Annotated in this window: 21 protein-coding genes; 6 read left to right on the plus strand and 15 right to left on the minus strand. The window is 71.7% G+C overall.

Annotated elements, in window-relative coordinates; all coding sequences use genetic code 11:
• Window positions 1-134: 134 nt before the first annotated feature.
• From mycP to ABZS77_RS28910, 9 genes are all read right to left on the minus strand, one after another.
• Window positions 135-1,466, minus strand: a complete 1,332-nt coding sequence (mycP, locus tag ABZS77_RS28870; RefSeq protein ID WP_354829306.1) for a type VII secretion-associated serine protease mycosin — start codon at window positions 1,464-1,466, stop codon at window positions 135-137.
• A gap of 10 nt (window positions 1,467-1,476) precedes the next feature.
• Window positions 1,477-2,925 (minus strand): hypothetical protein, encoded by a 1,449-nt coding sequence (locus tag ABZS77_RS28875; protein WP_354829309.1) that lies wholly within the window; start codon window positions 2,923-2,925, stop codon window positions 1,477-1,479.
• Window positions 2,926-2,935: 10 nt separating this feature from the next.
• Window positions 2,936-3,376, minus strand: a complete 441-nt coding sequence (locus ABZS77_RS28880) for a hypothetical protein (protein WP_354829311.1) — start codon at window positions 3,374-3,376, stop codon at window positions 2,936-2,938.
• Between the two features lie 115 nt (window positions 3,377-3,491).
• Window positions 3,492-3,686 (minus strand): hypothetical protein, encoded by a 195-nt coding sequence (locus ABZS77_RS28885; RefSeq protein ID WP_354829313.1) that lies wholly within the window; start codon window positions 3,684-3,686, stop codon window positions 3,492-3,494.
• Window positions 3,683-4,045, minus strand: coding sequence for a YbaB/EbfC family nucleoid-associated protein (locus tag ABZS77_RS28890; protein WP_354829315.1), 363 nt, complete (start codon window positions 4,043-4,045; stop codon window positions 3,683-3,685). The genes ABZS77_RS28885 and ABZS77_RS28890 overlap by 4 nt, the downstream gene beginning before the upstream one ends.
• Window positions 4,042-4,452: a YbaB/EbfC family nucleoid-associated protein gene (locus tag ABZS77_RS28895; protein ID WP_354829317.1), complete on the minus strand. Its 411-nt coding sequence runs from the start codon at window positions 4,450-4,452 to the stop codon at window positions 4,042-4,044. Before ABZS77_RS28895 ends, ABZS77_RS28890 begins: the two co-directional genes overlap by 4 nt.
• Before the next feature lie 20 nt (window positions 4,453-4,472).
• The gene (locus ABZS77_RS28900) at window positions 4,473-5,207 is read right to left on the minus strand and encodes a hypothetical protein (RefSeq protein ID WP_354829319.1); all 735 of its coding nucleotides are present in this window, start codon (window positions 5,205-5,207) and stop codon (window positions 4,473-4,475) included.
• A gap of 47 nt (window positions 5,208-5,254) precedes the next feature.
• Window positions 5,255-5,563 carry a hypothetical protein gene (locus ABZS77_RS28905; protein WP_354829321.1) on the minus strand — a complete coding sequence of 103 codons (309 nt, stop codon included), beginning with the start codon at window positions 5,561-5,563 and terminating at the stop codon, window positions 5,255-5,257.
• Window positions 5,564-5,674: 111 nt separating this feature from the next.
• Entirely contained in the window at window positions 5,675-7,669 is a 1,995-nt protein-coding gene (locus ABZS77_RS28910; RefSeq protein ID WP_354829323.1) for a TIGR03960 family B12-binding radical SAM protein, read from the minus strand.
• Between the two features lie 106 nt (window positions 7,670-7,775).
• On the opposite strand from ABZS77_RS28910, the gene ABZS77_RS28915 reads away from it, so the two are divergent.
• Complete coding sequence (locus tag ABZS77_RS28915; RefSeq protein ID WP_354829326.1) at window positions 7,776-9,059, plus strand: hypothetical protein; 1,284 nt, start codon at window positions 7,776-7,778, stop codon at window positions 9,057-9,059.
• Between the two features lie 11 nt (window positions 9,060-9,070).
• Here ABZS77_RS28915 and ABZS77_RS28920 read toward each other — a convergent pair whose 3' ends face one another.
• Both ABZS77_RS28920 and ileS read right to left on the minus strand, forming a co-directional pair.
• Window positions 9,071-9,760, minus strand: coding sequence for a lysophospholipid acyltransferase family protein (locus ABZS77_RS28920; RefSeq protein WP_354829328.1), 690 nt, complete (start codon window positions 9,758-9,760; stop codon window positions 9,071-9,073).
• 153 nt (window positions 9,761-9,913) lie between these two features.
• A complete protein-coding gene (gene ileS, locus ABZS77_RS28925) occupies window positions 9,914-13,060 on the minus strand; it encodes an isoleucine--tRNA ligase (RefSeq protein WP_354829330.1) in 3,147 nt (1,048 codons plus the stop codon).
• Between the two features lie 309 nt (window positions 13,061-13,369).
• Between ileS and ABZS77_RS28930 the strand changes: the two genes are divergently transcribed.
• The 3 genes from ABZS77_RS28930 (at window position 13,370) to sigJ (ending at window position 16,187) form a co-directional block, all read left to right on the plus strand.
• Window positions 13,370-14,389 (plus strand): ArsR family transcriptional regulator, encoded by a 1,020-nt coding sequence (locus ABZS77_RS28930; RefSeq protein WP_354829333.1) that lies wholly within the window; start codon window positions 13,370-13,372, stop codon window positions 14,387-14,389.
• A gap of 485 nt (window positions 14,390-14,874) precedes the next feature.
• A complete protein-coding gene (locus ABZS77_RS28935) occupies window positions 14,875-15,315 on the plus strand; it encodes a carboxymuconolactone decarboxylase family protein (RefSeq protein ID WP_354829336.1) in 441 nt (146 codons plus the stop codon).
• A complete protein-coding gene (sigJ, locus tag ABZS77_RS28940) occupies window positions 15,312-16,187 on the plus strand; it encodes an RNA polymerase sigma factor SigJ (RefSeq protein WP_354829339.1) in 876 nt (291 codons plus the stop codon). The genes ABZS77_RS28935 and sigJ overlap by 4 nt, the downstream gene beginning before the upstream one ends.
• A 10-nt stretch (window positions 16,188-16,197) precedes the next feature.
• On the opposite strand, the gene ndk is transcribed toward sigJ, so the two are convergent.
• Window positions 16,198-16,623, minus strand: coding sequence for a nucleoside-diphosphate kinase (gene ndk / locus ABZS77_RS28945; RefSeq protein WP_354829341.1), 426 nt, complete (start codon window positions 16,621-16,623; stop codon window positions 16,198-16,200).
• A 142-nt stretch (window positions 16,624-16,765) separates the two neighbouring features.
• On the opposite strand from ndk, the gene ABZS77_RS28950 reads away from it, so the two are divergent.
• Complete coding sequence (locus ABZS77_RS28950; RefSeq protein ID WP_354829344.1) at window positions 16,766-18,223, plus strand: VOC family protein; 1,458 nt, start codon at window positions 16,766-16,768, stop codon at window positions 18,221-18,223.
• A gap of 6 nt (window positions 18,224-18,229) precedes the next feature.
• Here the strand turns inward: ABZS77_RS28950 and ABZS77_RS28955 are convergent, their stop codons facing one another.
• Genes ABZS77_RS28955 through ABZS77_RS28965 form a run of 3 tightly spaced genes read right to left on the minus strand, consistent with a single transcriptional unit; the run spans window position 18,230 to window position 22,535 of the window.
• The gene (locus tag ABZS77_RS28955) at window positions 18,230-18,589 is read right to left on the minus strand and encodes a DUF4233 domain-containing protein (protein ID WP_354829347.1); all 360 of its coding nucleotides are present in this window, start codon (window positions 18,587-18,589) and stop codon (window positions 18,230-18,232) included.
• A complete protein-coding gene (locus ABZS77_RS28960) occupies window positions 18,586-19,920 on the minus strand; it encodes a folylpolyglutamate synthase/dihydrofolate synthase family protein (RefSeq protein ID WP_354829349.1) in 1,335 nt (444 codons plus the stop codon). Before ABZS77_RS28960 ends, ABZS77_RS28955 begins: the two co-directional genes overlap by 4 nt.
• On the minus strand, window positions 19,917-22,535 hold the full coding sequence (locus ABZS77_RS28965; protein ID WP_354829352.1) for a valine--tRNA ligase: 2,619 nt from the start codon (window positions 22,533-22,535) through the stop codon (window positions 19,917-19,919). The genes ABZS77_RS28960 and ABZS77_RS28965 overlap by 4 nt, the downstream gene beginning before the upstream one ends.
• A gap of 70 nt (window positions 22,536-22,605) precedes the next feature.
• Here ABZS77_RS28965 and ABZS77_RS28970 point away from each other — a divergent pair, with 70 nt between their 5' ends.
• Window positions 22,606-23,292, plus strand: a complete 687-nt coding sequence (locus ABZS77_RS28970) for a hypothetical protein (RefSeq protein ID WP_354829355.1) — start codon at window positions 22,606-22,608, stop codon at window positions 23,290-23,292.
• The last annotated feature ends 164 nt before the right edge of the window (window positions 23,293-23,456 follow it).

Genomic DNA, 23,456 nt, shown 5'->3' on the forward strand with positions numbered 1-23,456 from the left:
AACCGGGGGCGGCCGGATCGTCCCGGTTCACCGGCGCAAACCGGTCAACGGGGTCGAATCGGCACGCCCCGCGACGCCGAGAGCCGGCCGACGACCCGCAGGTCACCGGCCGGCCCGTCGACGAACAGAACGGGTCAGCGCTCCCTCGGCGGCGCGGGCGGCGTCCCACCAGGCGGGGCGTAACCCGACGGCGGCGCGTACCCGGGTGGCGGGGCGTAGCCCTCCGGTGGGGCGTACCCGGCGGGAGGCGCGGGGTCGAGCAGATCCTCCGGGAGGTCGGCCGGCAGGGCCGCCTCGCGGCGGTACCGACGGCGGTTCCAGATCAGGAAGACCACCAACGCCACCAGCAGCACCAGCACCACGGCGATTCCGATGCCGATCACCATGACCTGCTGGTCGGTGGGGCCGCCGCGGTCGCCGTGCTGGGTGACGTCGAACTCCTCCTCCGAGGCGTCCGCGCGGGGCGGCGTCGGGTTGGTCACGGCGGACGGATCCAGCAGTGGGTTGGCGGCGACCTGCGGCACGTTCGCGCTCAACGCGGTCACCGGGTCGATCAGGCCGAAGCCGTACTGCGGGTCCCGTCCGGCCGGACCGGCGTCCCGGGCGGTCCGGATGATCCGGTTGATCACGTTGGCGGCGTCGAGGTTCGGATACTTCGCCCTGATCAACGCGGCCACACCCGACACGATCGCGGCCGAGTCGGAGGTGCCGTCACCCCACCCGTAGCCCCTGCCGGGCCCCACGTTGTAGACGTCGTCGCCGGGCGCGGCGATCACCGCCTCCGGCCCGTTGGCCGACCCGGACCAGAAGGCGCCACCCCGGGTGGTGCCGGTGACGGCGAGCACGCCGGGAACGGTGGCGGGAGCGGCCACCTGCACGAGGCCCGCGGCGAGGTTGCCGGCGGAGACCACCACGACGACGTCCCGGTCCAGGGCGTACCTGATGGCGCTCTCCTCCCCCGGAGTGACCGCCGAGGGCTTGCCCTGGGACAGGTTGATCACTTTGGCGCCGCCGTCCACGGCCATCCGGATGCCGCGGGAGACCGCGCTGTCGTCATACGGCTTGTCCTTGCCCGGGTACAGCTTGATGGGCAGGATCCGCGCGTCGGGGGCGATGCCGTCGACACCGTCGCTGCCGGCGTTCGTCGCCGCGATGATGCCGGACAGGTGGGTGCCGTGCCCGTCCTCGTCGGCCCGCCCGTCGCCGCCGGCGCCGTAGCTGCGGCCACCGGCGAGGACCCGACCCTTCAGGTCCGGGTGGCCGGCGTCGACGCCGCTGTCGATCACGGCCACGACCACGCCACGCCCGGTCGAGAGCTTCTGTGCCTGCTCGATCCGGAGCTCGTCCAGATACCACTGTTCGGCTCGCCGGGGCGCCGCGGCCGCCGGTTGAGCGGCCCCCAGCACCAGGAGCCCCGCCAGCAGGCCAGCCGCGACCGGCCTGAGTGCTCCGACGTCCACCCTCATCCGTCCATCCTCATCGCAGGACACCCGGGGACGCACCGTCACCGGGGCCCCACGGATCGTCGTCCTCAGTCAACCACGACGAGTGCTCGGAGCCCGTACCACCGGCGCCGTGTCCGGCGCCTCCGGCGCCGCCCATCATGCCGCCGCCCATCATCCCGGCACCGCCACGCGCGCCGCCCGCCGCGCCGGCGCCGCCCGCCGCGGTACGCAGCGCGTTCGCCGCGCTCGTCATCGGCGGCACCTTGCCGTTGCCACCGCCGACCATGCCGGGGATTCCGCCCACACCGATCCCGCCGGCCGCGCCCAGGCCACCACCACCGGCCCCGATCCCGCCGGCCGAACCGACACCACCGCCTCCGAAGCCACCGCCAGCGCCACCCAGCCCGGCGCTGCCGACGCCGGAGCCGCCCAGGCCGCCGCCGAAGCCGCTGCCGACCCCACCGGGCCCGGCACCGGCCAGGCCACTTGTGTAGTCCTCGTCGCCTCCCGGGTAGCCCGAGCCGGTGGACGGCGGGTCGAACGGGCCCGCCCCGGTCGACGGGGGGCCCTCGCCGGGACCGCCGGTCGTGGGCGGGGAGAACGGACCCACGCCGGACTTGGGGCCGCCGGTGTCGCCGATGCCGGGCGGCCTGCTGCCGATGTCCGGACGATTGCCGATGTCGGGACTGCCGATGTCGGGGTTGCCGGTGTCGGGGCGGCCCGTCGGCGGCACCCGGTCGTCGGGTCGGTAGGTGTCCTGCTTACCCGTCGGATCCTGCACGACCAGCTTGGGGCGCTCCGTGTACACCGCCTTGGGCAGCGGGGACATCGCCGTGTTCGCGGCCTGCTGGTTGTCCCGGTACCAGTTGTCCAGGTGGGACTTGGTGTCCCACCAGCCGCCGCGCTTCTGGTCACCGGCCTGGCCGTCGACCTTCATCGTCGCTTCCAGGTCGTCGGCCTTGTCGCGGAACGCGCCGTCGGCGTACGACGCCGGGTTGCTCTGGTAGTCCTGCCGGAGTGCTGCCAGGAACCCCGTCGTGCTCTCGCCGTCGCGGGCGCCGTCGAGCTCGGTGCCGTTGGGCAGGCTCCACTCGTTCCAGCCGAAGTCGTCCATCAGCGGGATCGGGATCGTGGAGACCGCCTTGCGGATGTCCCCCTCGATCCGCGTCAACGCCCCACTGACGTTGCTCGCGTCGGTGATCAGCTCCTCGAGCTGCTTGCCGATCTCGCCCAGGTGCTCGCGGTACGCGTCACCGCCGCTGCCCTTCCAACCGGCGAGCATGGCGGGCAGCCCGCCGACGTGCGGGCGCTCCTGACCGGTCGCGATCGGGCCGACGAACGACCGGCCGACAAGCGCGTCGCGCAGGTAGCCCAGACCGGTGGAGAGGTTGTTCCAGCCCACCCCGACCGAACCGACCGTGTCCGGGTCGGAGGAGAGCGTCACCTCGCGGACGCACCGCTCCCAGGTTCCTCCAGCCATGTCGTCCCCCTCAGGCCGTGTACGGGTAGGTGGGTGCGCCGCTGGCCGTGGGCGGCGGCGCCGCGGAGTCCAGGAGGCGTTCGATCTCCTTGCCGTTGGCGGCGTTGCGGGCCTCCGTGTCGCGGAACGCCTTGGCGATGTCCTCGGTGCCCTTCTTCAGCGCCTCGAGCTTCTGCGACAGCGTCGTCAGGTGCGCCTCCATGTTGGCGGTGGACTTCGTCAGCGCCTGCCACTGCATGCGGGCATCCTCGAAGGCACCGAAGGGGGTGCCGTTCGGAACGGTCTGGGCGCTGCTGCTGTCGCCCTTCATCCGCTCCTTGACGCGCTCCATCTCGTACTTGATGGTGTCGTCGACGTACTGCTTCAGGCGCTCGATGTACGTGGCCGCCGCGTCCAGGTCCTCGACGCTGACGTGCAGATCGCCGGTGTTCGGCGGCGGAATGTCCCCCATGCGATTCCTCCCCGTTGCCGACCCACCCGGTCGGTCCATGTCAGACGCAGCGTATCGAGTGCGGCCACGTCGAGGCAGCCCCAGCCATCGCTAATCGTAACCACCGCTGTCTATCTCAGCGACGCAGTTGCGGGACCAGCAGTGCGATAGCGAGCCCCACCAGGGCCAACGGAGCCAGCAGGACGGCCACGCCACTCCAGGCGGCCTCGTCCCGCATCACCTGGACGACCATCAGGACCACCAGACCCACGAGGATCACGGCGATCACCGAGAGCATCACCACCAGCACACGGGCCTTGTCAGGGCTCATCGTCCGTCCCTCCCACGGGGCACCAGCGACATCGGATCGGCGAGGAATGTGTCGACGTCGACACCTCCCAGCCGCAGGCCGGACATGATCTCCGACCGACGCTCGTCGGCGAGCGCCTCGGCGGCGCGGACGGCCTCCACCACCGCCTCGCCGAGCGTGATGTTGTCCACCGTACGGGGAGCCCGCGCGGCGACGGAGACGTCCAGCAGCTCCTTCGCACCGGACACGGTGGCGGTGACCATGCCGTCCGCGGCGGTGCCGACGAACTCCTCCCGGGCCAGTTGCCCGGTCTCACTGGTGGCCGTCTCCAGCAGCGCGGCCACCTCCGTGACCAACTGTGCGATGTCGACCCTCCTCATCGGAGCCCCCTCGTCGCGTCGCGCCACACGGTAAGCGGATCCCGCGCGCCGGCTTCCCAGTCGACCGGGTCCGGCACGACGTCGTCGAGACCGGCCCGGATGGTCTGCGCCATGGCGAGCCGGGCGGCGGTCACCGCCTGGCGGCAGTGCGGGCCCAGGAGGTTGGCGGGCAGGTCCCGCACCGCCCGCGCGCTGATCCGTACGTCGGTCACCTCGCCCGCCCCGTCGACGACCGCGACTATCGTCCCTGTCTCATCGGTCCCCTCGTACGTCCGGTCGCGGGTCTCGGCGACCATCGCCACGAGGTCCCGGGTGGCCTCCTCGGCGCGACGCAGAGCGGGCTCGTACGCCTCGGTGCGGGTCACCTCCCGGACGGAGTCGACGGCCCTGCGGTAGGCATCACTCATCACTGCTCCGTTCGTCGGACTCAGGTGCCCGGTACCACGATCTCCTTGTTCCAGCTCTCCGGGTCGCTGACGATCTCCCGGTAGCGGTCCCCGATCCGGGCGCTCTCGGCGTCGACCTTGTCCCCGGTCAGCTCGAACCCCCGCTTGAGCTGGGCCACGGCCGTGCCGATCGCGCTGTTCGCGCCGCGCATGGCCTGCATGAGCCCGACGATGGCGGTGATGATGGCGGTCACGAACGCGGCCCAACTGCCGATGACCGCCCACTTGAAGGCGGGGCCGGCCGGGCCTGCGGTGTTGGCGGCGATGCAGCCGACGATCGCGAGGCCGGTGCCCACCGACCAGGCCCAGAAGAGCGTCTCGAGCCCGTCGGCGACGGTGTTGCAGCCCGACGAGGTCGTGATGGCCAGTTCCTTCAGTGCGTCCAGCGGCTCGACGACCTTGGTGGTCAGGAAGTTCTTGAAGACCTCGGCGCCGCCGCCCTTCCACAGCCCGTCGACCTCGCCGTGGAGTCGGGACAGCCGGCCGGCCAGGGCGGAGAACTCCTCGGCGAGGCCCGTCCACTTGTCGTCGGCCTCCTGGAACGGGGCCCAGCTGCGGATGTTCATGACGGCGACCGGGCTGACGAAGGCCATCGCCAGGGCCCCCGCGCCGGACGGCTCGGCGGCCACGGCGAGCGTCCCGCCCAAGCCGATGATGACCGCCTCCAGGCCGATCGTGCCTGCCGTGTCAGCGCCGGACACCACGTTGTCCGCCACAGCTCACCCCCGTGTGCCGTCGAAAGTAGAAAGAACCGCGCCTGTGGTCAGTCCAGAGCGGTGTCGAACGACTGGCCGTGCCGCTGCTCCATCGTCTGGTAGTGCTGGACGACCCGGCCGAGCCCCTGCGCGACCTCGCCGAGCGCGGCGGCGAGCGCCGACACAGCCTGGGTCGTCGTCTCGTGCATCTCGTCGTACGCGGCGGAGAAGCCGGCGTCGAACGCCGGCGCGGCCCCGGAGGGCAGCCGCAGGTATTCGATCTTGGGGAGCACACCGGAGCGCAGCGACTCCGCCGTCCCCGACATCTCCGAGGCGAGTTCGCCGAGCTTGCCGGTGTTCATGGAAACTCCGGACACCACGCCTCCCTCCGTCAACGCCGGTCACCCACCGGGTCGGGACCCGGTGGGTGACGTGTCGGGTATGGAGGCTAGCGGCTCAGCGCACCCGGCGCTGCCCTGTGACGGCGGTCAGGCGGGGTTGCCGGCCGCCGGCACCTTCATGCCGCTGCCGCCCAGCGGGGTGAGCGGGAGCAGCTTGCGGCCGGTCGGGCCGATCTGGATCTCGGTGTCCATCGAGGGGCAGACGCCGCAGTCGAAGCACGGCGTCCACCGGCAGTCGTCCTGCTCGAACTCGCTGAGCGAGTCCTGCCAGTCCTGCCAGAGCCAGTCCTTGTCGAGGCCCGAGTCGAGGTGGTCCCAGGGCAGGACCTCCAGCTCGTCACGCCGGCGGGTGGTGTACCAGTCGAGGTCCACCCCGTACGCGGGCAGCGTCTCGGCCGCCGCGTCGACCCAGCGCTGGTACGAGAAGTGCTCGCTCCAGCCGTCGAACCGGCCGCCGTTCTCCCACACCTTGCGGATCACCGAGCCGACCCGGCGGTCACCCCGGGAGAGCAGTCCCTCGATCAGCGACGGCTCGCCGTCGTGGTAGCGGTAACCGATGGCGCGGCCCAGCGAGCGGTCCGAGTTGATCGCCTGCTTGAGGATCTTGAGCCGGTGGTCGATGACCTCCGGGCGCTCCATCGGCGCCCACTGGAACGGGGTGTGCGGCTTCGGCACGAACCCGCCGATGGACACGGTGCAGCGGATGTCCTTGGAACCGGTCGCGGCCCGACCCGCCTTGATCACCTCGTGGGCCATGTCGGCGATCTCGAGGACGTCCTCGTCGGTCTCGGTGGGCAGGCCGCACATGAAGTACAGCTTCACCTGCCGCCAGCCGTTGCTGTACGCGGTGACCACGGTGCGGATGAGGTCTTCCTTCGACACCATCTTGTTGATGACCTTGCGGATCCGCTCCGACCCGCCCTCCGGGGCGAACGTCAGGCCGGTACGCCGCCCGTTGCGGGACAGCTCCTGGGCGAGGTCGATGTTGAAGGCGTCCACCCGGGTCGACGGCAGCGACAGCGAGACGTTCGTGCCCTCGTACTGCTGGGCCAGGCCCGAGCACATGTCGCCGATCTCGGAGTGGTCCGCCGAGGAGAGCGACAGCAGGCCAACCTCGTTGAACCCGGAGAACTCCAGGCCCTCGCGCACCATCTGCCCGACCGTGGTGATCGACCGCTCCCGCACCGGCCGGGTGATCATGCCGGCCTGGCAGAACCGGCACCCCCGGGTGCAGCCCCGGAAGATCTCCACCGCGTACCGCTCGTGCACCGTCTCGGCCAGCGGCACGAGGGGCTTCTTCGGGTACGGCCAGGCGTCCAGGTCCATCGTCGTGCGCTTGTGCACCCGGAACGGCACGTCCGCCCGGTTCGGCACGACCCGCTGGATGCGCCCGTCGGGCAGGTAGTCGACGTCGTAGAAGCGCGGCACGTACACGCTCTCGGTACGGGCCAGGCGCAGCAGCAGCTCGTCGCGGCCACCCGGGCAGCCCTCGGCCTTCCAGTCCCGGACGATCGCGGTGATCTCCAGGACCGCCTCCTCGCCGTCACCGAGCACGGCGGCGTCGACGAAGTCGGCGATCGGCTCCGGGTTGAACGCGGCGTGCCCACCGGCCACGATCACCGGGTCGGCGTCGGTGCGGTCGGCGGCAAGCATCGGGATGCCGGCCAGGTCGATCGCGGTCAGCATGTTCGTGTAACCCAGCTCGGTGGAGAACGAGATGCCGAACACGTCGAACTCGCGGACCGACCGGTGCGCGTCGACGGTGAACTGCGGCACGCCGTGCGTGCGCATCAGGCTCTCCAGGTCCGGCCAGACCGCGTACGTCCGCTCGGCGAGGGTGTCGGGCAGCTCGTTGAGCACCTCGTACAGGATCTGCACGCCCTGGTTGGGCAGGCCCACCTCGTACGCGTCGGGATACATCAGCGCCCAGCGCACGGTCGCGGCGTCCCAGTCCTTGACCACCGCGCCCAACTCGCCACCGACGTACTGGATGGGCTTGGAAACCTGAGGGAGCAGCGGCTCCAGCCGGGGCCAGACCGAATTGGTCGCTGCCGGGCGCGGCGTCGTGGACGGGGCACTCATGATGCCCAAGGGTACGCGCCCGTCCGGCGGTGACCGCGCGCACGCCCGATCGCGGTGGTGGCGGCGCGGTACTAACCTCGGACCGGCGCGAGAGGAGATTGCCGCGATGCCGGAGCCCCAGCCGGGAGCACGGTCGGCCGACGGGAGCACCCCGGGCGCGGAACCGGAACGGGACACGGCGGTCGCCGACGAGTCGACCTCCCCACCCGTACCCCCGGACCAGCCGGACCCCTCGGACCAGCCTCGACCCTCGGACCAGCCCGACCCGGCGGATTCGCCGGCCGCCGCCGCGGACCCCCCCGCCGACAAGGGCGCCGAGGCGCCCGCCGCCGAGCCGGGTACGGCCGCCACCGCCGAGGCGCCCGCGCCCCGGTGGAGCGGGTCGGCGCCCGTGCCTCCCCCGCTGCCGCGTCGGCAGGGCTGGGGCGCGTCGACCGAGCCGACCCCGCCACCGCCGGTGCCCCACGAGCCACCGGAGCACCGCACCCCTGTCGACCCGTGGGCCGGCGTGGACACCGGCGGCTGGGACCTCCCGTCCGCCGAGCTACCTCCGCTGCCTCCGACGCTGCCGTACCCCACGCCGCCGGCGACCCGGCAGTGGTCCGGTCCGCCGGCTCCCCCGGTCGGTCCGCACCCGGTGTCACCGCCGGTCGCGCCACCGCACGCCGCGCAGCCCGTCCCGCAGACCCGGCCGATGTCACCCGCGCCGCCACGACCGATGTCACCGCCCGCGCCGGCCCCCGTGCCGAAGCAGCGTCGAGGCCGGCGCACGCCGCCGCCACCACCGGCGCCGCCCGGCTGGCAGGCCCCCAAGGGGTACGTGCCGGTCCCGGTCCGGCGTCGACGCCGCTGGCCGTGGCTGCTGCTGCTCACGCTCGCCTGCTGCTGCGGCTGCCCCGCCTACTACGGGTTCCCGATCTCCAACCAGTACCCGGCCCGCGCGGCCCTGCCCGACCAGGTGGAGGACCTCAGCCTGCGGCAGGACGACCGCAGCGCGGCGACCGCCCGGCAGTTGGAGAGCGAGGTACGCAGCGAGCACTGGCTGGCCGAGGACACGTTCGCCGGCGTCTACTCCACGACGGGCGGCAAGCGGGTGACCGTCTTCGGCGGCACCGGCTTCCGGTTCAGCCCGGAGTCGGACGCGGAGGCGGAGATCAGCCGCCTCACCGAGCGGTACGCGCTGGACGCCCCCGAAACCGTGGACACGGGTGTGCGGGGCAGGCACGAGCGGTGCGCGGTCGGCCGCGCGGACGGCAGCGACGTGGTGGTCTGCACGTCGGTCGACCACGGCAGCATCGCCACCGGCGTGTTCACCCGGCTGTCCGTCTCCGACAGCGCCGACCTGCTGGACACCCTGCGCGCCCAGATCGTCAGGCCCGAGCGGGGCTGAGCGGCTGGGGGTCAGGCGTCGCGGGTGGGGTCCGGGTGGGCGCGCGGCGGGGCGTAGCGGGGCACGTACTCCTGGCCGGTGAGCTTCTGGATCTCGCTCATCAGCTCGTCGGTCATTTGCCGCAGCGAGGCCCGGTCGTCCGGCCGGCCGCTGAAGTCCAGCGGTTTGCCGAACCGGACGGTGATCTTGGCGGTGCCGGGGCGGGGCACCCGGGCGCCGATCGGTTGCGCCTTGTCCGTACCGATCATGCCCACCGGGATGATCGGCACACCGGCCGCGATCGCCAGCCGGGCCGCTCCGGTGCGCCCCCGGTAGAGCTTGCCGTCCGGGGATCGGGTGCCCTCCGGGTAGACGACCACCAGGTCACCGCCCTTGAGCGCCGGGATGGCCGCGTCGAACGCCGACAGCGCCGCCCGCCCGCCCGCCCGCTCGACCGGGATCGCGCCCAGGCCGGTGAGGACGAACTTGGAGATCGCGCCCTTCACGCCGGAGCCCTTGAAGTACTCCGACTTCGCCCAGAACGCCAGGTGCCGGGGCACCACCGTGCCGAGGAACAGTTCGTCGGCCACCGAGAGATGATTGCCGGCGAAGATCGCGCCGCCGGTCTCCGGCACGTGTTCCAGACCCTCCACGGTCGGGCGGAACGCCAACCGCAGCGTGGGCGCCACGGTGAGCTTGCCGATGGTGTAGAGCAGGGGCACTGGTCCTCCGGCGAGTGAGGTGCGAGCAGGCGGTGTCACCGTAGCGGACGCCTCCACACTCCGCCGACGGAGGTGGAGGCGTCCGCGCCCAGACGATTTTCCCGTAAGGAAGGGCACCTTCCTATACACCAGGCGTTAGAAAGGTGCCCTTCCTTACGCCCGGCGGACGGTTACCGTCACCCGCTCACCCTCGCCCACCTCGCCGGCGAAGCCGTCGATGCCCTCGGCGAAGTCCACGGAGTCGGCCAGCACCTCGCGAGAGACGAAGTCGACGTACGCCGCCACTGCCGCGCGCACCTCCTCGGACGCCGACACCGACACCACGATCCGGTCCGACACGTCCAGGTCGGCGTCGCGGCGGGCCTGCTGCACGACCCGCACCACGTCGCGGGCCAGCCCCTCGGCGGCCAGTTCCGGGGTGACCTCGGTGTCCAGCACGACCACGCCCTCGCCGCCGGGCAGCGGCGCGGAGTGCTCGGCGTCGGCGGCGACCAGGCGCAGCTCGTACTCGCCCTCGGCGAGGGTGACGCCGGCGGCCACCGGGGCGCCGTCGACCAGTTCCCAGTCGCCCGCCTTGACCGCCTTGATCACCTGCTGCACCTGCTTGCCGACCCGCGGGCCGAGCGCCCGGGGCACCACGGTCAGCACCTGCCGGCAGTAGGCGGACAGCTCCGCGCTGAACTCGACGGCCTTCACGTTGACCTCGTCGGCGACCAGGTCGGCGAACGGGCGCAACTGCTCCGCCACCGGCGAGGCCACGGTGAGCTTCGACAGCGGCAGCCGCACCCGCAGCCCCTTGGCCTTGCGCAGTGACAGCGCCGCCGAGGCGACCGCCCGTACGTTGTCCATCGCCGCCACGAGGTCGTGGTCGGCCGGGAACTCCTGCGCCGACGGCCAGTCCGTCAGGTGCACCGACCGCTCCCCGGTCAGTCCGCGCCAGATCTCCTCGGCGGTCAGCGGCGCGAGGGGCGCCACCACCCGGCAGAGCGTCTCCAGCACGGTCGACAGGGTGTCGAACGCGTCGGCGTCACCGGACCAGAACCGGTCCCGGGAGCGGCGCACGTACCAGTTGGTCAGCGCGTCCAGGTAGGACCGGACGGTGGCGCACGCGCCGGAGATGTCGTACGCGTCCATCTGCGCGCCGACAGTCGACACCAGCTCGTTGGTCTTGGCCAGGATGTACCTGTCGAGCAGGTGCGTCGAGTCGGTCCGGCGCCGCGCCTGGTAGCCGTCAGCGTTGGCGTAGAGCGTGAAGAAGTACCAGACGTTCCACAGCGGCAGCAGCACCTGCCGGACGGAGTCCCGGATGAGCGTCTCGGTGACCGCCATGTCGCCGCCGCGCAGCACCGGCGAGGACATCAGCATCCAGCGCATCGCGTCCGACCCGTACGAGTCGAACACGTGGTAGACGTCCGGATAGTTGCGCAGGCTCTTGGACATCTTGCGCCCGTCGGAGCCGAGCAGGATGCCGTGGCTCAGGCAGTTGCGGAACGCCGGCCTGTCGAACAGCGCGGTGGCCAGCACGTGCATGGTGTAGAACCAGCCGCGGGTCTGCCCGATGTACTCGACGATGAAGTCACCCGGGTAGTGGTGCTCGAACCAGTCCGCGTTCTCGAACGGGTAGTGCACCTGGGCGAACGGCATCGACCCGGACTCGAACCAGCAGTCCAGCACCTCCGGCACCCGGCGCATCATCGACTGTCCGGTGGGGTCGTCCGGGTTGGGGCGGACCAGGTCGTCCACCGCCGGCCGGTGCAGGTCGGTCAGGCGTACGCCGAAGTCCCGTTCGATGTCGGCGAGCGAGCCGTACACGTCCAGGCGCGGGTAGTTCGGGTCGTCGGACTTCCACACCGGGATGGGCGAGCCCCAGAACCGGTTCCGGCTGATCGACCAGTCCCGGGCGTTGGCCAGCCACTTGCCGAACGAGCCGTCCTTGATGTGGCCGGGCGTCCAGTTGATCTCCTGGTTCAGCTCGACCATCCGGTCCCGGAACGTCGTCACGGCGACGAACCACGACGACACCGCCTTGTAGACGAGCGGGGTGTCGCAGCGCCAGCAGTGCGGGTACGAGTGGGTGTGGTTGTCCTGCCGGAGCACCACCCCCCGCTTCTTCAGCTCCCGGATCACCGGCTTGTTGACGTCGAAGACCTGCTCACCCTGGTACGGCGGGACCAGCGCGGTGAACCGGGTGTGGTCGTCCACGGTGACGATGGTGGGGATGCCGGCGGCATTGCAGACGTTCTGGTCGTCCTCACCGAAGGCCGGGGCGAGGTGCACGATCCCGGTGCCGTCCTCGGTGGTGACGAACTCCGCGCCGAGCACCTGGTAGGCGTTCTCGCCGGCCTGCTCGACGAGGAAGTCGAACAGCGGCGTGTAGCGGCGTCCGACCAGGTCCCGGCCGTACACCGTGCCGACCTGCTCGTACCCCTCCAGCTCCTTGGCGTACGCGCCGAGCCGCGCGGCGCCGACGACGTACCGCTCACCGTCGCGCTCCAGCACCGCGTACTCGATGTCGGGGCCGACGGCGAGCGCCAGGTTCGACGGCAGGGTCCACGGCGTGGTCGTCCAGACGCCGAGCTTGACGGGCCCGCGCACCAGCTCCGGCGCGGACTCGTCGCCGCTCAGCCCGAACCACACCGTCAGCGTCGGGTCGTGCCGGTCCCGGTAGACGTCGTCCATCCGGGTCTCGGTGTTCGACAGCGGCGTCTCGCAGCGCCAGCAGTACGCCAGCACCCGGAAGCCCTCGTAGATCAGACCCTTGTCGTGCAGGGTCTTGAAGGCCCACATGACGCTTTCCATGTAGTCCAGGTCGAGGGTCTTGTAGTCGTTGGCGAAGTCGACCCAGCGGGCCTGCCGGTTGATGTACCGCTCCCAGTCCTGGGTGAACTCCAGCACCGACGTGCGGCACGCCTCGTTGAAGCGGGCCACGCCCAGGTCGAGGATCTCCGCCTTGCTGGTGATGCCGAGCTGCTTCTCGGCCACCACCTCGGCGGGCAGGCCGTGGCAGTCCCAGCCGAAACGCCGCTCGACGTGCCGCCCGCGCATGGTCTGGTAGCGCGGCACCACGTCCTTGACGTACCCGGTGAACAGGTGGCCGTAGTGCGGCAGACCGTTGGCGAACGGCGGGCCGTCGTAGAAGACGTACTCGTTCTTGCCGTTATCGCCGGTCGGCCTCGCCTCGACGCTGGCCTCGAAGGTCTTGTCGGCCGTCCAGTGCTCAAGCACCCGGCGCTCGACCGCGGGCAGGTCCGGGCTCGCCGGGACACCGGCGGTGGTCGGGTCGTGCAACGGATAGGCCATCGGGGGTCGCTCTCCTCATGCAGCTCACTCAACGTGGGTCTGCGAGGACGAACCAGTCCGGGGTACGCCTGGAACGGCGCTCCCGGGTGGTCCGCGGTACCACCCCGCTTGACGGTCAGGATCGACCGCCCGCTCATTGCCGGCTGTGACGGGCCGGACCCGTCCGGTTCTACTGGGCCGGTTGCCCGGCTGTTCTTCCGGAGGCTCACCGGTGATGGCCGGGTCATCGCCTTACGACAGTCAACGATACTCGACCCACCCGCCGCCCCGCCGCCGAGTAAACGCGCGCCGGCACCCTAGGCTGACGGGGTGATCCGGATCGAGTTGGACGAGCCGACGCTGGCCCGCACCCGGATCGCCACCAGCCCGCTCTGGGAGGTTCTGACCAGTCTGTTCGTGCTGAAGCGCCATCCGAAAGAGGCGCCCTGGCCGTACACCGCCTGGGCGCGGCACGCGCAGCGGGTGCTCGACGAGGTGCCGGCGGCCGCCCCGGCCCGGCTGCTGGTCGCCGGCCTGCCCGCACCGGACTTCCTCAGTCCGATCCCCACGTCGGCCGCGCCGACCCTGGCCGAGCAACTCGCCGAGATACGGGCGACGCCGGCCGAGGTGATCGCCGAGCAGATCCCCCACTACTACGACCCGGACGACGTGCCGGCGTGGATCGTCCCGTTCGTCACGGACCGCCAGGCGGCCCTGGACCGGCTCGCCGACGGCATCGAGGCGTACTGGGACGCGGCGATCGCGCCGTGGTGGCCGGCGATGCGGGCGGCCCTCGACGAGGAGGTGCTGCACCGGGCGCGGGCCCTCGCCGCGTACGGCCCGGACGCGCTGCTGGACGACCTGCACGAGCGGGTGCGCTGGGAGAAGCCGGTGCTGACGCTCGTGAAGCCGACGGAGCAGCAGATCACCGCGGTGGACCAGCGACTGCTGCTGATTCCCCTGATCTTCTCGGAGGGATCACTCGTCTGCGCCACCGACCATCCGGAGATCATCGCCGTCTCCTACCAGGCGCGCGGGGCGGTGGTGCTCGCCGAGGGTGGGCCCGACTCGGCGCCCCGGACGGCACCGGCCACGGATCGGCTCGCGGTGCTGGTCGGCCGGGGCCGTGCCCAGGTGCTGCGGGCGCTGACGAGGCCGGCCACCACCGCCGGCCTAGCCGCCACCCTGGGGCTCGCGCCGAGCACCGTGTCGGAGCAGCTCTCCGCGCTGCTGGCCGCCGGCGTGGTGCACCGCCGTCGGGTGGGCCGGCGGGTGTTGTACGGCCTGGAACCGGCCGGTCTGGCACTGGTGCAGCTCATCGGTGATGAGCCGGCGAGCGCGTCGGCCTGAGCATTCGGCTCGATCCGAATTCGTTTCCCACCCGTCCCGGTCGCTCCTAGCCTGCGGGTCGCGAGCGAACACGCGATCGAGGCGGTCGGGGGTGAGCGGCGTACCGCAGCCGCGGGAATGGTCACGGCCCCCAGCGTCGGGAGGTCCAGGCGGTCCGCGGCGTCAACCTGGCGGTTGACAACGGGGAGCTGGCCGGCCCGCCTGCCGAACGGCGCTGACCGACCACGACCACCACCTGCCGAGCCGCTGCCCCTCCCGACCGCCCGTCCGCCGCTCCGACCCCGTTGACCATGAGGTTGTCGCCGTGTCGTGGCGACAACCTCATGGTCAGCCGAGGGTGGGGCCGGAAGGGCGGCGCGACGCCGCGGCCGGGTGACACGGGGCGCCCGTTGTCCGATCGACATGACCGGGGTCACAGCCCGGACTGTCACACCCTGTCCCGGCCGGTCCGTCGTACCGGTGTCGGACCGATCAGGGAGGTAGTCGTGCAGAGGATGAACCCGGCCCAGGTGGTGCCGCAGGCGTACCAGGCAGTCATGGGGATGGAGAAGTACGTCCGGGCGAACGTCGACCACACCGTGCTGGAACTGGTCAAGCTGCGGGCGTCGATGATCAACGGGTGTGCGTTCTGCGTGGACATGCACAGCCGCGACGCGCTCGCCAACGGCGAGTCGAGCCGCCGGCTGTTCGCGGTCGCCGCCTGGGAGGAGGCGCCGTTCTTCGACGAGCGGGAGCGTGCCGCGCTCGCGCTCACCGACGCGGTCACCCGGCTCGGCGAGCACGGGGTGCCCGACGAGGTGTGGGACAACGCCGCGAAGGTCTGGTCGGAGAAGGAACTGGCCGACCTGGTCATCGCCATTGCCACAATCAACGTGTGGAACCGGATCGGGGTGACCATGCGCCTGGAGCCTCCGGCACAGGCGTGACGACCGAGGCGGCAGAGGCGGCCGGTGCGCTCGAAGCGCACCGGCCGATGCTGCTCGGGCTCGCCTACCGCCTGCTGGGCAGCCGCCACGACGCCGAGGACGTGCTCCAGGAGGCGTACCTGCGCTGGCTACGGGTGGACCGCTCGACTGTCGACGAGCCACGCCGGTACCTGTCCCGGGTGGTCACCCGGCTGGCCCTGGACCGGCTGCGGGCACGACAGGCGGCCCGCGAGACGTACGTCGGCACGTGGCTGCCCGAGCCGGTGCCGACCGAGCCGTCGCCGTTCGGGCCGCTGGACCGCGTCGAGCTGCGCGACTCGCTCTCCACCGCGCTGCTGCACGTCCTGGAGCGGCTCACCCCGCCGGAGCGTGCCGTGTACGTCCTGCACACCGCCTTCGAGCTGCCGTACGCGGAGATCGCGGAGATCCTGGACCGGACCCCGCAGGACTGCCGGCAGCTGCACCACCGCGCGGTGACCCGGGTCCGACAGGAGCAGCGGAGGTTCACCGCCAGCCGCTCGGAACGGGAGCGGCTGCTCGACGCGTTCCTCGCCGCTGCCCGCGACGGTGACCTGGCGACGCTCACCGGTCTGGTCGCCTCGGACGCCACCGCCTGGAACGACGGTGGTGGTCGGGTACGCGCGGCCCGCAACCCGGTCTTCGGTGGGGACCGGGTCGCCCGCTTCTTCGCCGGGATCTACGGGCCGAACCGCCGCTGGACGATGCGCCGGGTGGAGCTGAACGGCGAACCGGCCGCCCTGATGACGAGTCAGGACGGCAGCCGGTACACCCTCACCATCGCCGCGGCGGACGGTCGGATCACCGGGGTCTACGTGGTCGGCAATCCGACGAAGGTGCCCCCGGTCAGTTGACCCGGCCGGGTCAGCCCAGCTCGGGGAACCAGAGCGCGATCTCGCGCTTCGCGCTGTCCGTCGAGTCGGAGGCGTGCACCAGGTTCTCCCGGTTGGACAGCGACAGGTCACCCCGGATGGTGCCGGCGGCGGCCCTGCGGCCGTCGGTCGCGCCGACCAGCCCGCGGACGACGTCGATGACCTGGTCGCCGGAGAGCACCAGGGCGACCAGTGGGCCGCTGGTCATGAAGTCCTTCAGCGGCGGGTAGAACGCCTTGTCGACGTGCTCCGCGTAGTGCTGGTCGGCGAGCGCGGCGTCCATCGTCCGGTGCGTCATCGCGTCGATCCGCAGCCCCTTGCGCTCGAAGCGGGAGAGGACCTCGCCGACCAGGCCGCGGCGGACCGCGTCGGGCTTGATCAGAACGAGGCTGCGCTCATCCGGGCTGTTGCTGGACACGCTGGGTTCCTCCTGTACGCGCTGAACGCCTGGGATCGGTACGGTCAGCCTAGCGACCCGGTCCCGGCGCCGGCGCGGCGGCCGGTCTTTCCCCCGGTGGCCGTTCCGGCCTAGCCTGGCCCTGACCCCCGGGAGGTCCACTGTGGCGAATGGCGGAAACCGACCCATCGCGCCGGTACGCAAGTTGATCGGCACGGTGCTCGGCACCGTGGCCACCTTCGTGGTCCTCTTCGGCCTCGGCATGACGAGCTGGCCGATCGTGGCGATCGGGGTCGCCCTGCTGGTGCTGGCGATCGCGCTGGCCACCGTACGCGGCGGTGGGCGCACCTGGGTGGTCGGCGTGGGGCACGTGCACAGTGCCTCCGAGCCGCCCACCCAGTACGCGTTCGGCCGCTGCGAGCTGCAACTGGTGATCGACGCCCCCGGCCTGCCACCCCGCTCGAAGAAGATCATCGAGCCGAGGGTGCCGGTCTCCAAGTGGCCGTCGCTGGGCCAGACCCTGCCGATCCGGGTCGCCCTGGACGACCAACGGCACGTCAAGGTCCTCTGGGAAGAGGTGCCGACCCACGCCGAGACCGCCGCGGCCGTCGCCGACCTGCCCCCGGAGTTCGCCGACGCCGAGCCCCTGGACGAGATGCTGATCCAGCAGGATGCCCCGCCGTGGGCCGACCGCGCGCCCGACGACGACTTCCCTGACCAGCACAGCCCCGATCCCTTCGGTGACCCGCACGGCTCCGATCCCTTCCGTGACCCGCACAGCCCCGATCCCTTCCGTGACCCGCACGGATCCGATCCTCTGCGCGACGATCCGGGCGTCGCCCCGGAGGAACGCGAGCACGTGGTGATGCACCAGAGCCCCGGCGGGCCGGTGGTGCTGGAGGGCGTCGTCGTGGAACAACCGGCCGCCGGCCAGCCGTCCGGCAGCGGACTGCCCCGGCGGGCCACCCCGGCGCCGCGTCCGCCCGCCGAGGAGCGTTTCGACCCGGCGGAGGCCGAACACCGCGTACCACCGGCCGAGACCCACCTCGACCCACCCACTACGCAGCGCTTCGACCCGGCCCCCACCCAGCGGTCCGGCGCCGCCGCGTCCGATCCACTGGACCCGCTCGACCTGCCCCTGGACGATCCCGCTTCCAGCACGTCGACCACCGGGACCGTCACCGCCGAGGAACTCGACGAGGCGATCTTCGGATTCGACGGGGGCGCCACGGCGGACCCGGCCGGCCCGATCAGCGGGGTGGGCCTGACCCTGCTGGTCACCGACCTGTCCCGGTCGATGGGCTTCTACCGCGACATGCTCGGCTTCACCGAGGTCGACCAGGGTACGGGCAACGCCGTGCTCGCCTCCGGCACGACCCGGCTGGTGCTGCGCGAGGTCACCGGGGCGGCCCCGATCAGCCGTCGGCTCGTCCACGTCAACCTCGAGGTGGACGACATCGAGGCGGCGTACGGGCGGCTGCGCGGGTCCGGCGTCCGCTTCACGTACGCCCCCCGCGTGGTCAACCGGGGCAGCAAACTGGAGGTGTGGGCGGCGGCCTTCCGTGACCCGGACGGCCACGGCATCGCCCTCACCCAGTGGCGCGAACGGGCCGACGCCTGACGCGGGTCAGCCGAGGATGACCCGGCGGACGTGCACCGCGTACGCCCACACCAGGGCGAAGATGACCCCCAACGCGAACAGCGACCAGTGCAGCAGCCCGGACAGCAGGAGCAGTCCCTGCAGCACTGTGCCGGCGTGCCACGCCCACGGGCGGCGCATCATGCCGGCGATCAGGATGGCGGCCACCGCCAGGGCCACCACGGCACCGATCGCGCCGCCACTCAGGTCGCCACCGACCACCCGGATCGGCTGGATCGCCAGCAGCAGCACCAGCGCCTCCAGGGCGAGCGTCCCGGCGCCCAGCCCGCGTACCGCCCGCTGCGGGTCGCGCAGACCGGACCGGCGTGGCTGCTCCGGGCCGGTCATCGCTTCAGCAGCCGACGGGCGTCGGCCACCGTCACCACCGATCCGGTGACCAGCACCCCGACGCCGCTCAGCTCACCGGGGACGTCCTCCTCGGCCAGCGCCACCGCCAACTCGATCGCGTCGGGCATCTCGTCGGCCGACTCCACCCGCTCCTCGCCGAAGATCTCCCCGGCCAGCGCGGCGAGTTCCGCCGTCGGCATGGCCCGCGGCGAACTGTTGCGGGTCACCACCACCACGTCGACGACCGGCTCCAGCAGCTCCAGCAGGCCGGCCGCGTCCTTGTCGGCGAGCACACCGACCACGGCGACGAGCTTGCTGAACGCGAACTCCTCCTGCAGGGCGGTGACGGTGGCCGCCATCCCGTGCGGGTTGTGCGCGCCGTCGAGCAGGACGGTCGGGGCGTTGCGGACCCGCTCCAGCCGGCCCGGTGAGCTGGCCGTGGCGAAGCCCTCGCGGACCGCCTCGACGTCCAGCTGCCGCGTCGTGCCGGCGCCCAGGAAGGCCTCCACCGCCGCCAGGGCGACCGCCGCGTTCTGCGCCTGGTGCGCGCCGTGCAACGGGACGAACACGTCCTCGTAGACACCGCCGAGGCCCTGGAGGGTGAGCACCTGCCCGCCGACGGCGACCGCCCGGCGCAGTACGCCGAACTCGGCGCCCTCCCGGGCGATGGTGGCCCCCACCTCGGCGCAGCGTTCGAGCAACGGACGCGCGGCCTCCTCCTCCTGCGCCGCCGCGATGACGGTGGCGCCCGGATGGATGATGCCGGCCTTGGCCAGTGCGATGTCCTGGAGGGTGTCGCCGAGCCACTCGGTGTGGTCCAGACCGATCGGGGTGATGACGCAGACCCCGGCCTGGATGACGTTCGTGGCGTCCTCGGCGCCGCCGAGACCCACCTCGACCACCGCGATGTCGACCGGCGCGTCGGCGAACGTGGCGAACGCCAGCGCGGTGGTCATGTCGAAGTACGTCAGCGGCTCGTCGGACCGCGCGTCGACGAGTTCCGCCAGCGGCTTGATCTCCCGATACACCGCCGCGAACCGATCCTCGCTGACCGGCTCGCCGTCCAGGCTGATCCGTTCCCGGACGGTCTCCAGGTGCGGGCTGGTGTACCGGCCGGTGTGCAGCCCGAACGACCGCAGCAGCGAGTCGATCATCCGCGCGGTGGAGGTCTTGCCGTTGGTGCCGGTCAGGTGGATCGAGGGGTACGCCCGCTGCGGGCTGCCGAGCAGGTCGAGCAGCGACTCGATCCGGTCCAGCTCGAAGACCATGCGGGTGAAGCCGCGGGCGTTCAGCTCGGCCTCGACGGCGGCGAAATCGGTACGGTCGGTCACGAGGGCAGTGTCTCCAGGGCAGCGTCGATCCGGACCAGGTCGGCCTCGGCGGTGGCGAGCCGGTCGCGGATCTTCGCGACCACCGGCTCGGGGGCCTTGCCGAGGAAGGCCGGGTTGTCGAGTTTCGCCCGGGCCTGCGCGACCTCCTTCTCGGCTGCCGCGCGGTCCTTGGTCAGCCGGGCCCGCTCGGCGGCCACGTCGATCGACCCCCGGGTGTCCAACGCGACACCGACCGCGCCGGGCATGGCGAGCGTGGCGCTGGCCTGGAAGTCGGCACCGGCCGGGTCCAACCGGACCAGCGAACGGATCAGCGGCTCGTGGGCAGCGATGCCCGCGCCGGACAGCCCGTCGAGGCGGGCGGCCACCCGCTGCGTCGGGCGCAGCCCCTGGTCGGAGCGGAACCGGCGGATCTCGGTGACCACCCGCTGCACACCGACCATCTCGGTCTCGGCGGCGTCGTCGATCAAGGCACGGTCGGCCACCGGCCAGGCGGCGGTCTGCACCGTCTCGCCGCCGGTCAGCGCCACCCACAGCTCCTCGGTGACGAACGGGATGACCGGGTGCAGCAGTCGCAGCAGCTGGTCCAGCACGTGCCCGAGCACCCGGCGGCTGGCCTCGGCCCGCTCGCCGCCCTCGGCGAGCACCGGCTTGCTCAGCTCGACGTACCAGTCACAGACGTCGTCCCAGGCGAAGTGGTACAGCAGGTCGCACACCTTGGCGAACTCGTACGCCTCGAACTGCTCGTCGACCTCGGCGGTGACGTGCGCCAGCCGGGACAGGATCCACCGGTCGACGGTGGAGAGCTGGTCGGCCGGCGGCAGGTCACCGGTGGTGTGCGCGCCGTTCATCAGGGCGAAGCGGGTGGCGTTCCAGAGCTTGTTGCAGAAGTTGCGCGAGCCCTGGCACCACTCCTCGCTGACCGGGACGTCCTGGCCGGGGTTGGCCCCCCGGGCCAGCGTGAACCGGGTGGCGTCGGCACCGAACCGGTCGATCCAGTCCAGCGGGTCGACGACGTTGCCGAACGACTTGGACATCTTCTTGCCGTGCTCGTCGCGGACCATGCCGTGCAGGGCCACCACGTCGAACGGCTGCTTGCCGTCCATCGCGTACAGGCCGAACATCATCATCCGGGCGACCCAGAAGAAGAGGATGTCGTAGCCGGTGACCAGGACGCTCGTCGGGTAGAACTTGGCCAGGTCGGGGGTCTGCTCCGGCCAGCCGAGGGTGGAGAACGGCCAGAGCGCGCTGGAGAACCAGGTGTCCAGGACGTCCTCGTCCTGGTGCCAGCCGTCGCCGGTCGGCGGCGCCTCGTCGGGGCCGACGCAGACGATCTCGCCCTGCGGGCCGTACCAGACCGGGATGCGGTGCCCCCACCAGAGCTGGCGGGAGATGCACCAGTCGTGCATGTTGTCGACCCAGGCGAAGTAGCGCTTGGCCAACTCGGCGGGCTCGATGCGGACCCGGCCGTCGCGCACCGCGTCGCCGGCGGCCTGCGCCAGCGGGGCGGTGTTGACGAACCACTGCAACGACAGCCGCGGCTCGACCGTCGTCTTGCACCGCGAGCAGTGCCCGACGGCGTGCACGTACGGCCGCTTCTCGGCCACGATCCGGCCCTGCTCCCGCAGTGCGGCAACGATCGCGGGCCGCGCCTCGAACCGGTCGAGCCCCTCGAACGGGCCGGGCACGGTGATCACCCCACGCTCGTCCATCACGGTGAGCGCGGGCAGGTCGTGGCGCTGGCCGATCTCGAAGTCGTTCGGGTCGTGCGCCGGGGTCACCTTGACCATGCCGGTCCCGAACGACGGGTCGACGTGCGCGTCGGCGACGATCGGGATCCGGCGGCCGGTGAGCGGCAGCTCGACCTCGGTGCCAATCAGGTGCTGGTAGCGCTCGTCGTCCGGGTGCACGGCCACGGCGGTGTCGCCGAGCATCGTCTCGGCCCGGGTGGTGGCCACCACGACCTCGTCGCTGTAACGGATGGAGATCAGCTCACCGTCGTCGTCGGTGTGCTCGACCTCGATGTCGGAGAGCGCGGTGAGGCAGCGCGGGCACCAGTTGATGATCCGGTTGGCCCGGTAGATCAGACCCTCGTCGAAGAGCTTCTTGAAGATCGTCTGGACGGCCCTGCTCAGCCCCTCGTCCATGGTGAAGCGCTCACGGTCCCAGTCGACCGAGTCGCCGAGGCGTCGCATCTGGCCGAGGATGGCGCCACCGGACTCGGCCTTCCACTGCCAGACCCGCTCGACGAACTTCTCCCGACCGAGATCGTGCCGGGACAGCCCCTCGGTGGCGAGCTGCCGCTCCACCAGGTTCTGGGTGGCGATGCCGGCGTGGTCCATGCCGGGCAGCCACAGCGCCTCGAAGCCCTGCATCCGCTTGCGCCGGGTCAGGGCGTCCATCAGCGTGTGCTCGAACGCGTGGCCCATGTGCAGGGAGCCGGTGACGTTCGGCGGCGGGATGACGATGGCGAAGGGCGGCTTGTCGCTGTCGGCGGAGGCCCGGAAGTGTCCGGCGGCTACCCACTGCTCGTACCGTCGCTGCTCTACCTCGCCGGGCTGGTACTGGCCGGCCAGGGTGGGGGCATCGGGGCGTTGGGCATCGAGTCTGTCGGTCACTCGTGAAAGTCTACGGAGGGCTTCGGCGGACCTGGCGTGCGCCACCTGCCATTCGCGTACGGTGTCGGCTATGTCCGACGCACATCTCACCGAACGGTCGCTCGACGGCGACCGCGAGCCGCTCGAGTTGACCGACGAGCCGATCCGACTGAGCACCCGCGACAACGGGGGCGATCCCGACGACCAGCCCGGGGGCTGGTCCCGGCGTCGCAAGATCGTGTGGTCGGCGGCCCTGGCGGTCGGTCTGGTCGGCGCCGGTGTGCTGGGCGTCGCCGGGTGGCGGGTGGCGCAGCAGAAGGACACCGAGATGACCTCGCCGGACCGGGTGGCGGGCCTCACCCGGGACGACAGCGAACGGGCGAAGAGCACGGCCGACTACCTGCGCAGCGGCCTGGCGGCCGACATCGAGCTGGACCGCAGCTTCGGCACGGTCTACCGCGACCCCGCCGACGAGAAGCGGTCCGTCCTGATCTTCGGGGGCACGACCCTGCTGTGGCAGCCGGAGCGGGACCTGGACAGCCTGTTCGGCCTGATGTCGGACGAGACCGGCGCGGTGACTGGCCTGCGCGACATGCCCGCGGGTGACCTGGGCGGTGTGCTCAAGTGCGGCAACACAAGTGGGGAGGGCGGTGACTTCGCCGTGTGTGGCTGGGCCGACCACGGCAGCGTGGTCATGGCGATGTTCCCCGGGCGTTCGGTCGCCGACGCCGGCACCCTCATGCGCGACCTGCGGGACGGCATGCAGGCCCGCGGCTGAGGGCGGATCGGTCGGCACCACATTTCCGGCCCCTGATGGGTCGGGAAACGCAGAAAGGGTCACCCTGATGGGTGACCCTTTCTGGAAAGATTGTCCGGCGGCGTCCTACTCTCCCACACCCTCACGAGTGCAGTACCATCGGCGCTGGAGGGCTTAGCTTCCGG

This window comes from Micromonospora sp. NPDC005298 (assembly GCF_040607375.1).
Lineage (GTDB): Bacteria > Actinomycetota > Actinomycetes > Mycobacteriales > Micromonosporaceae > Micromonospora.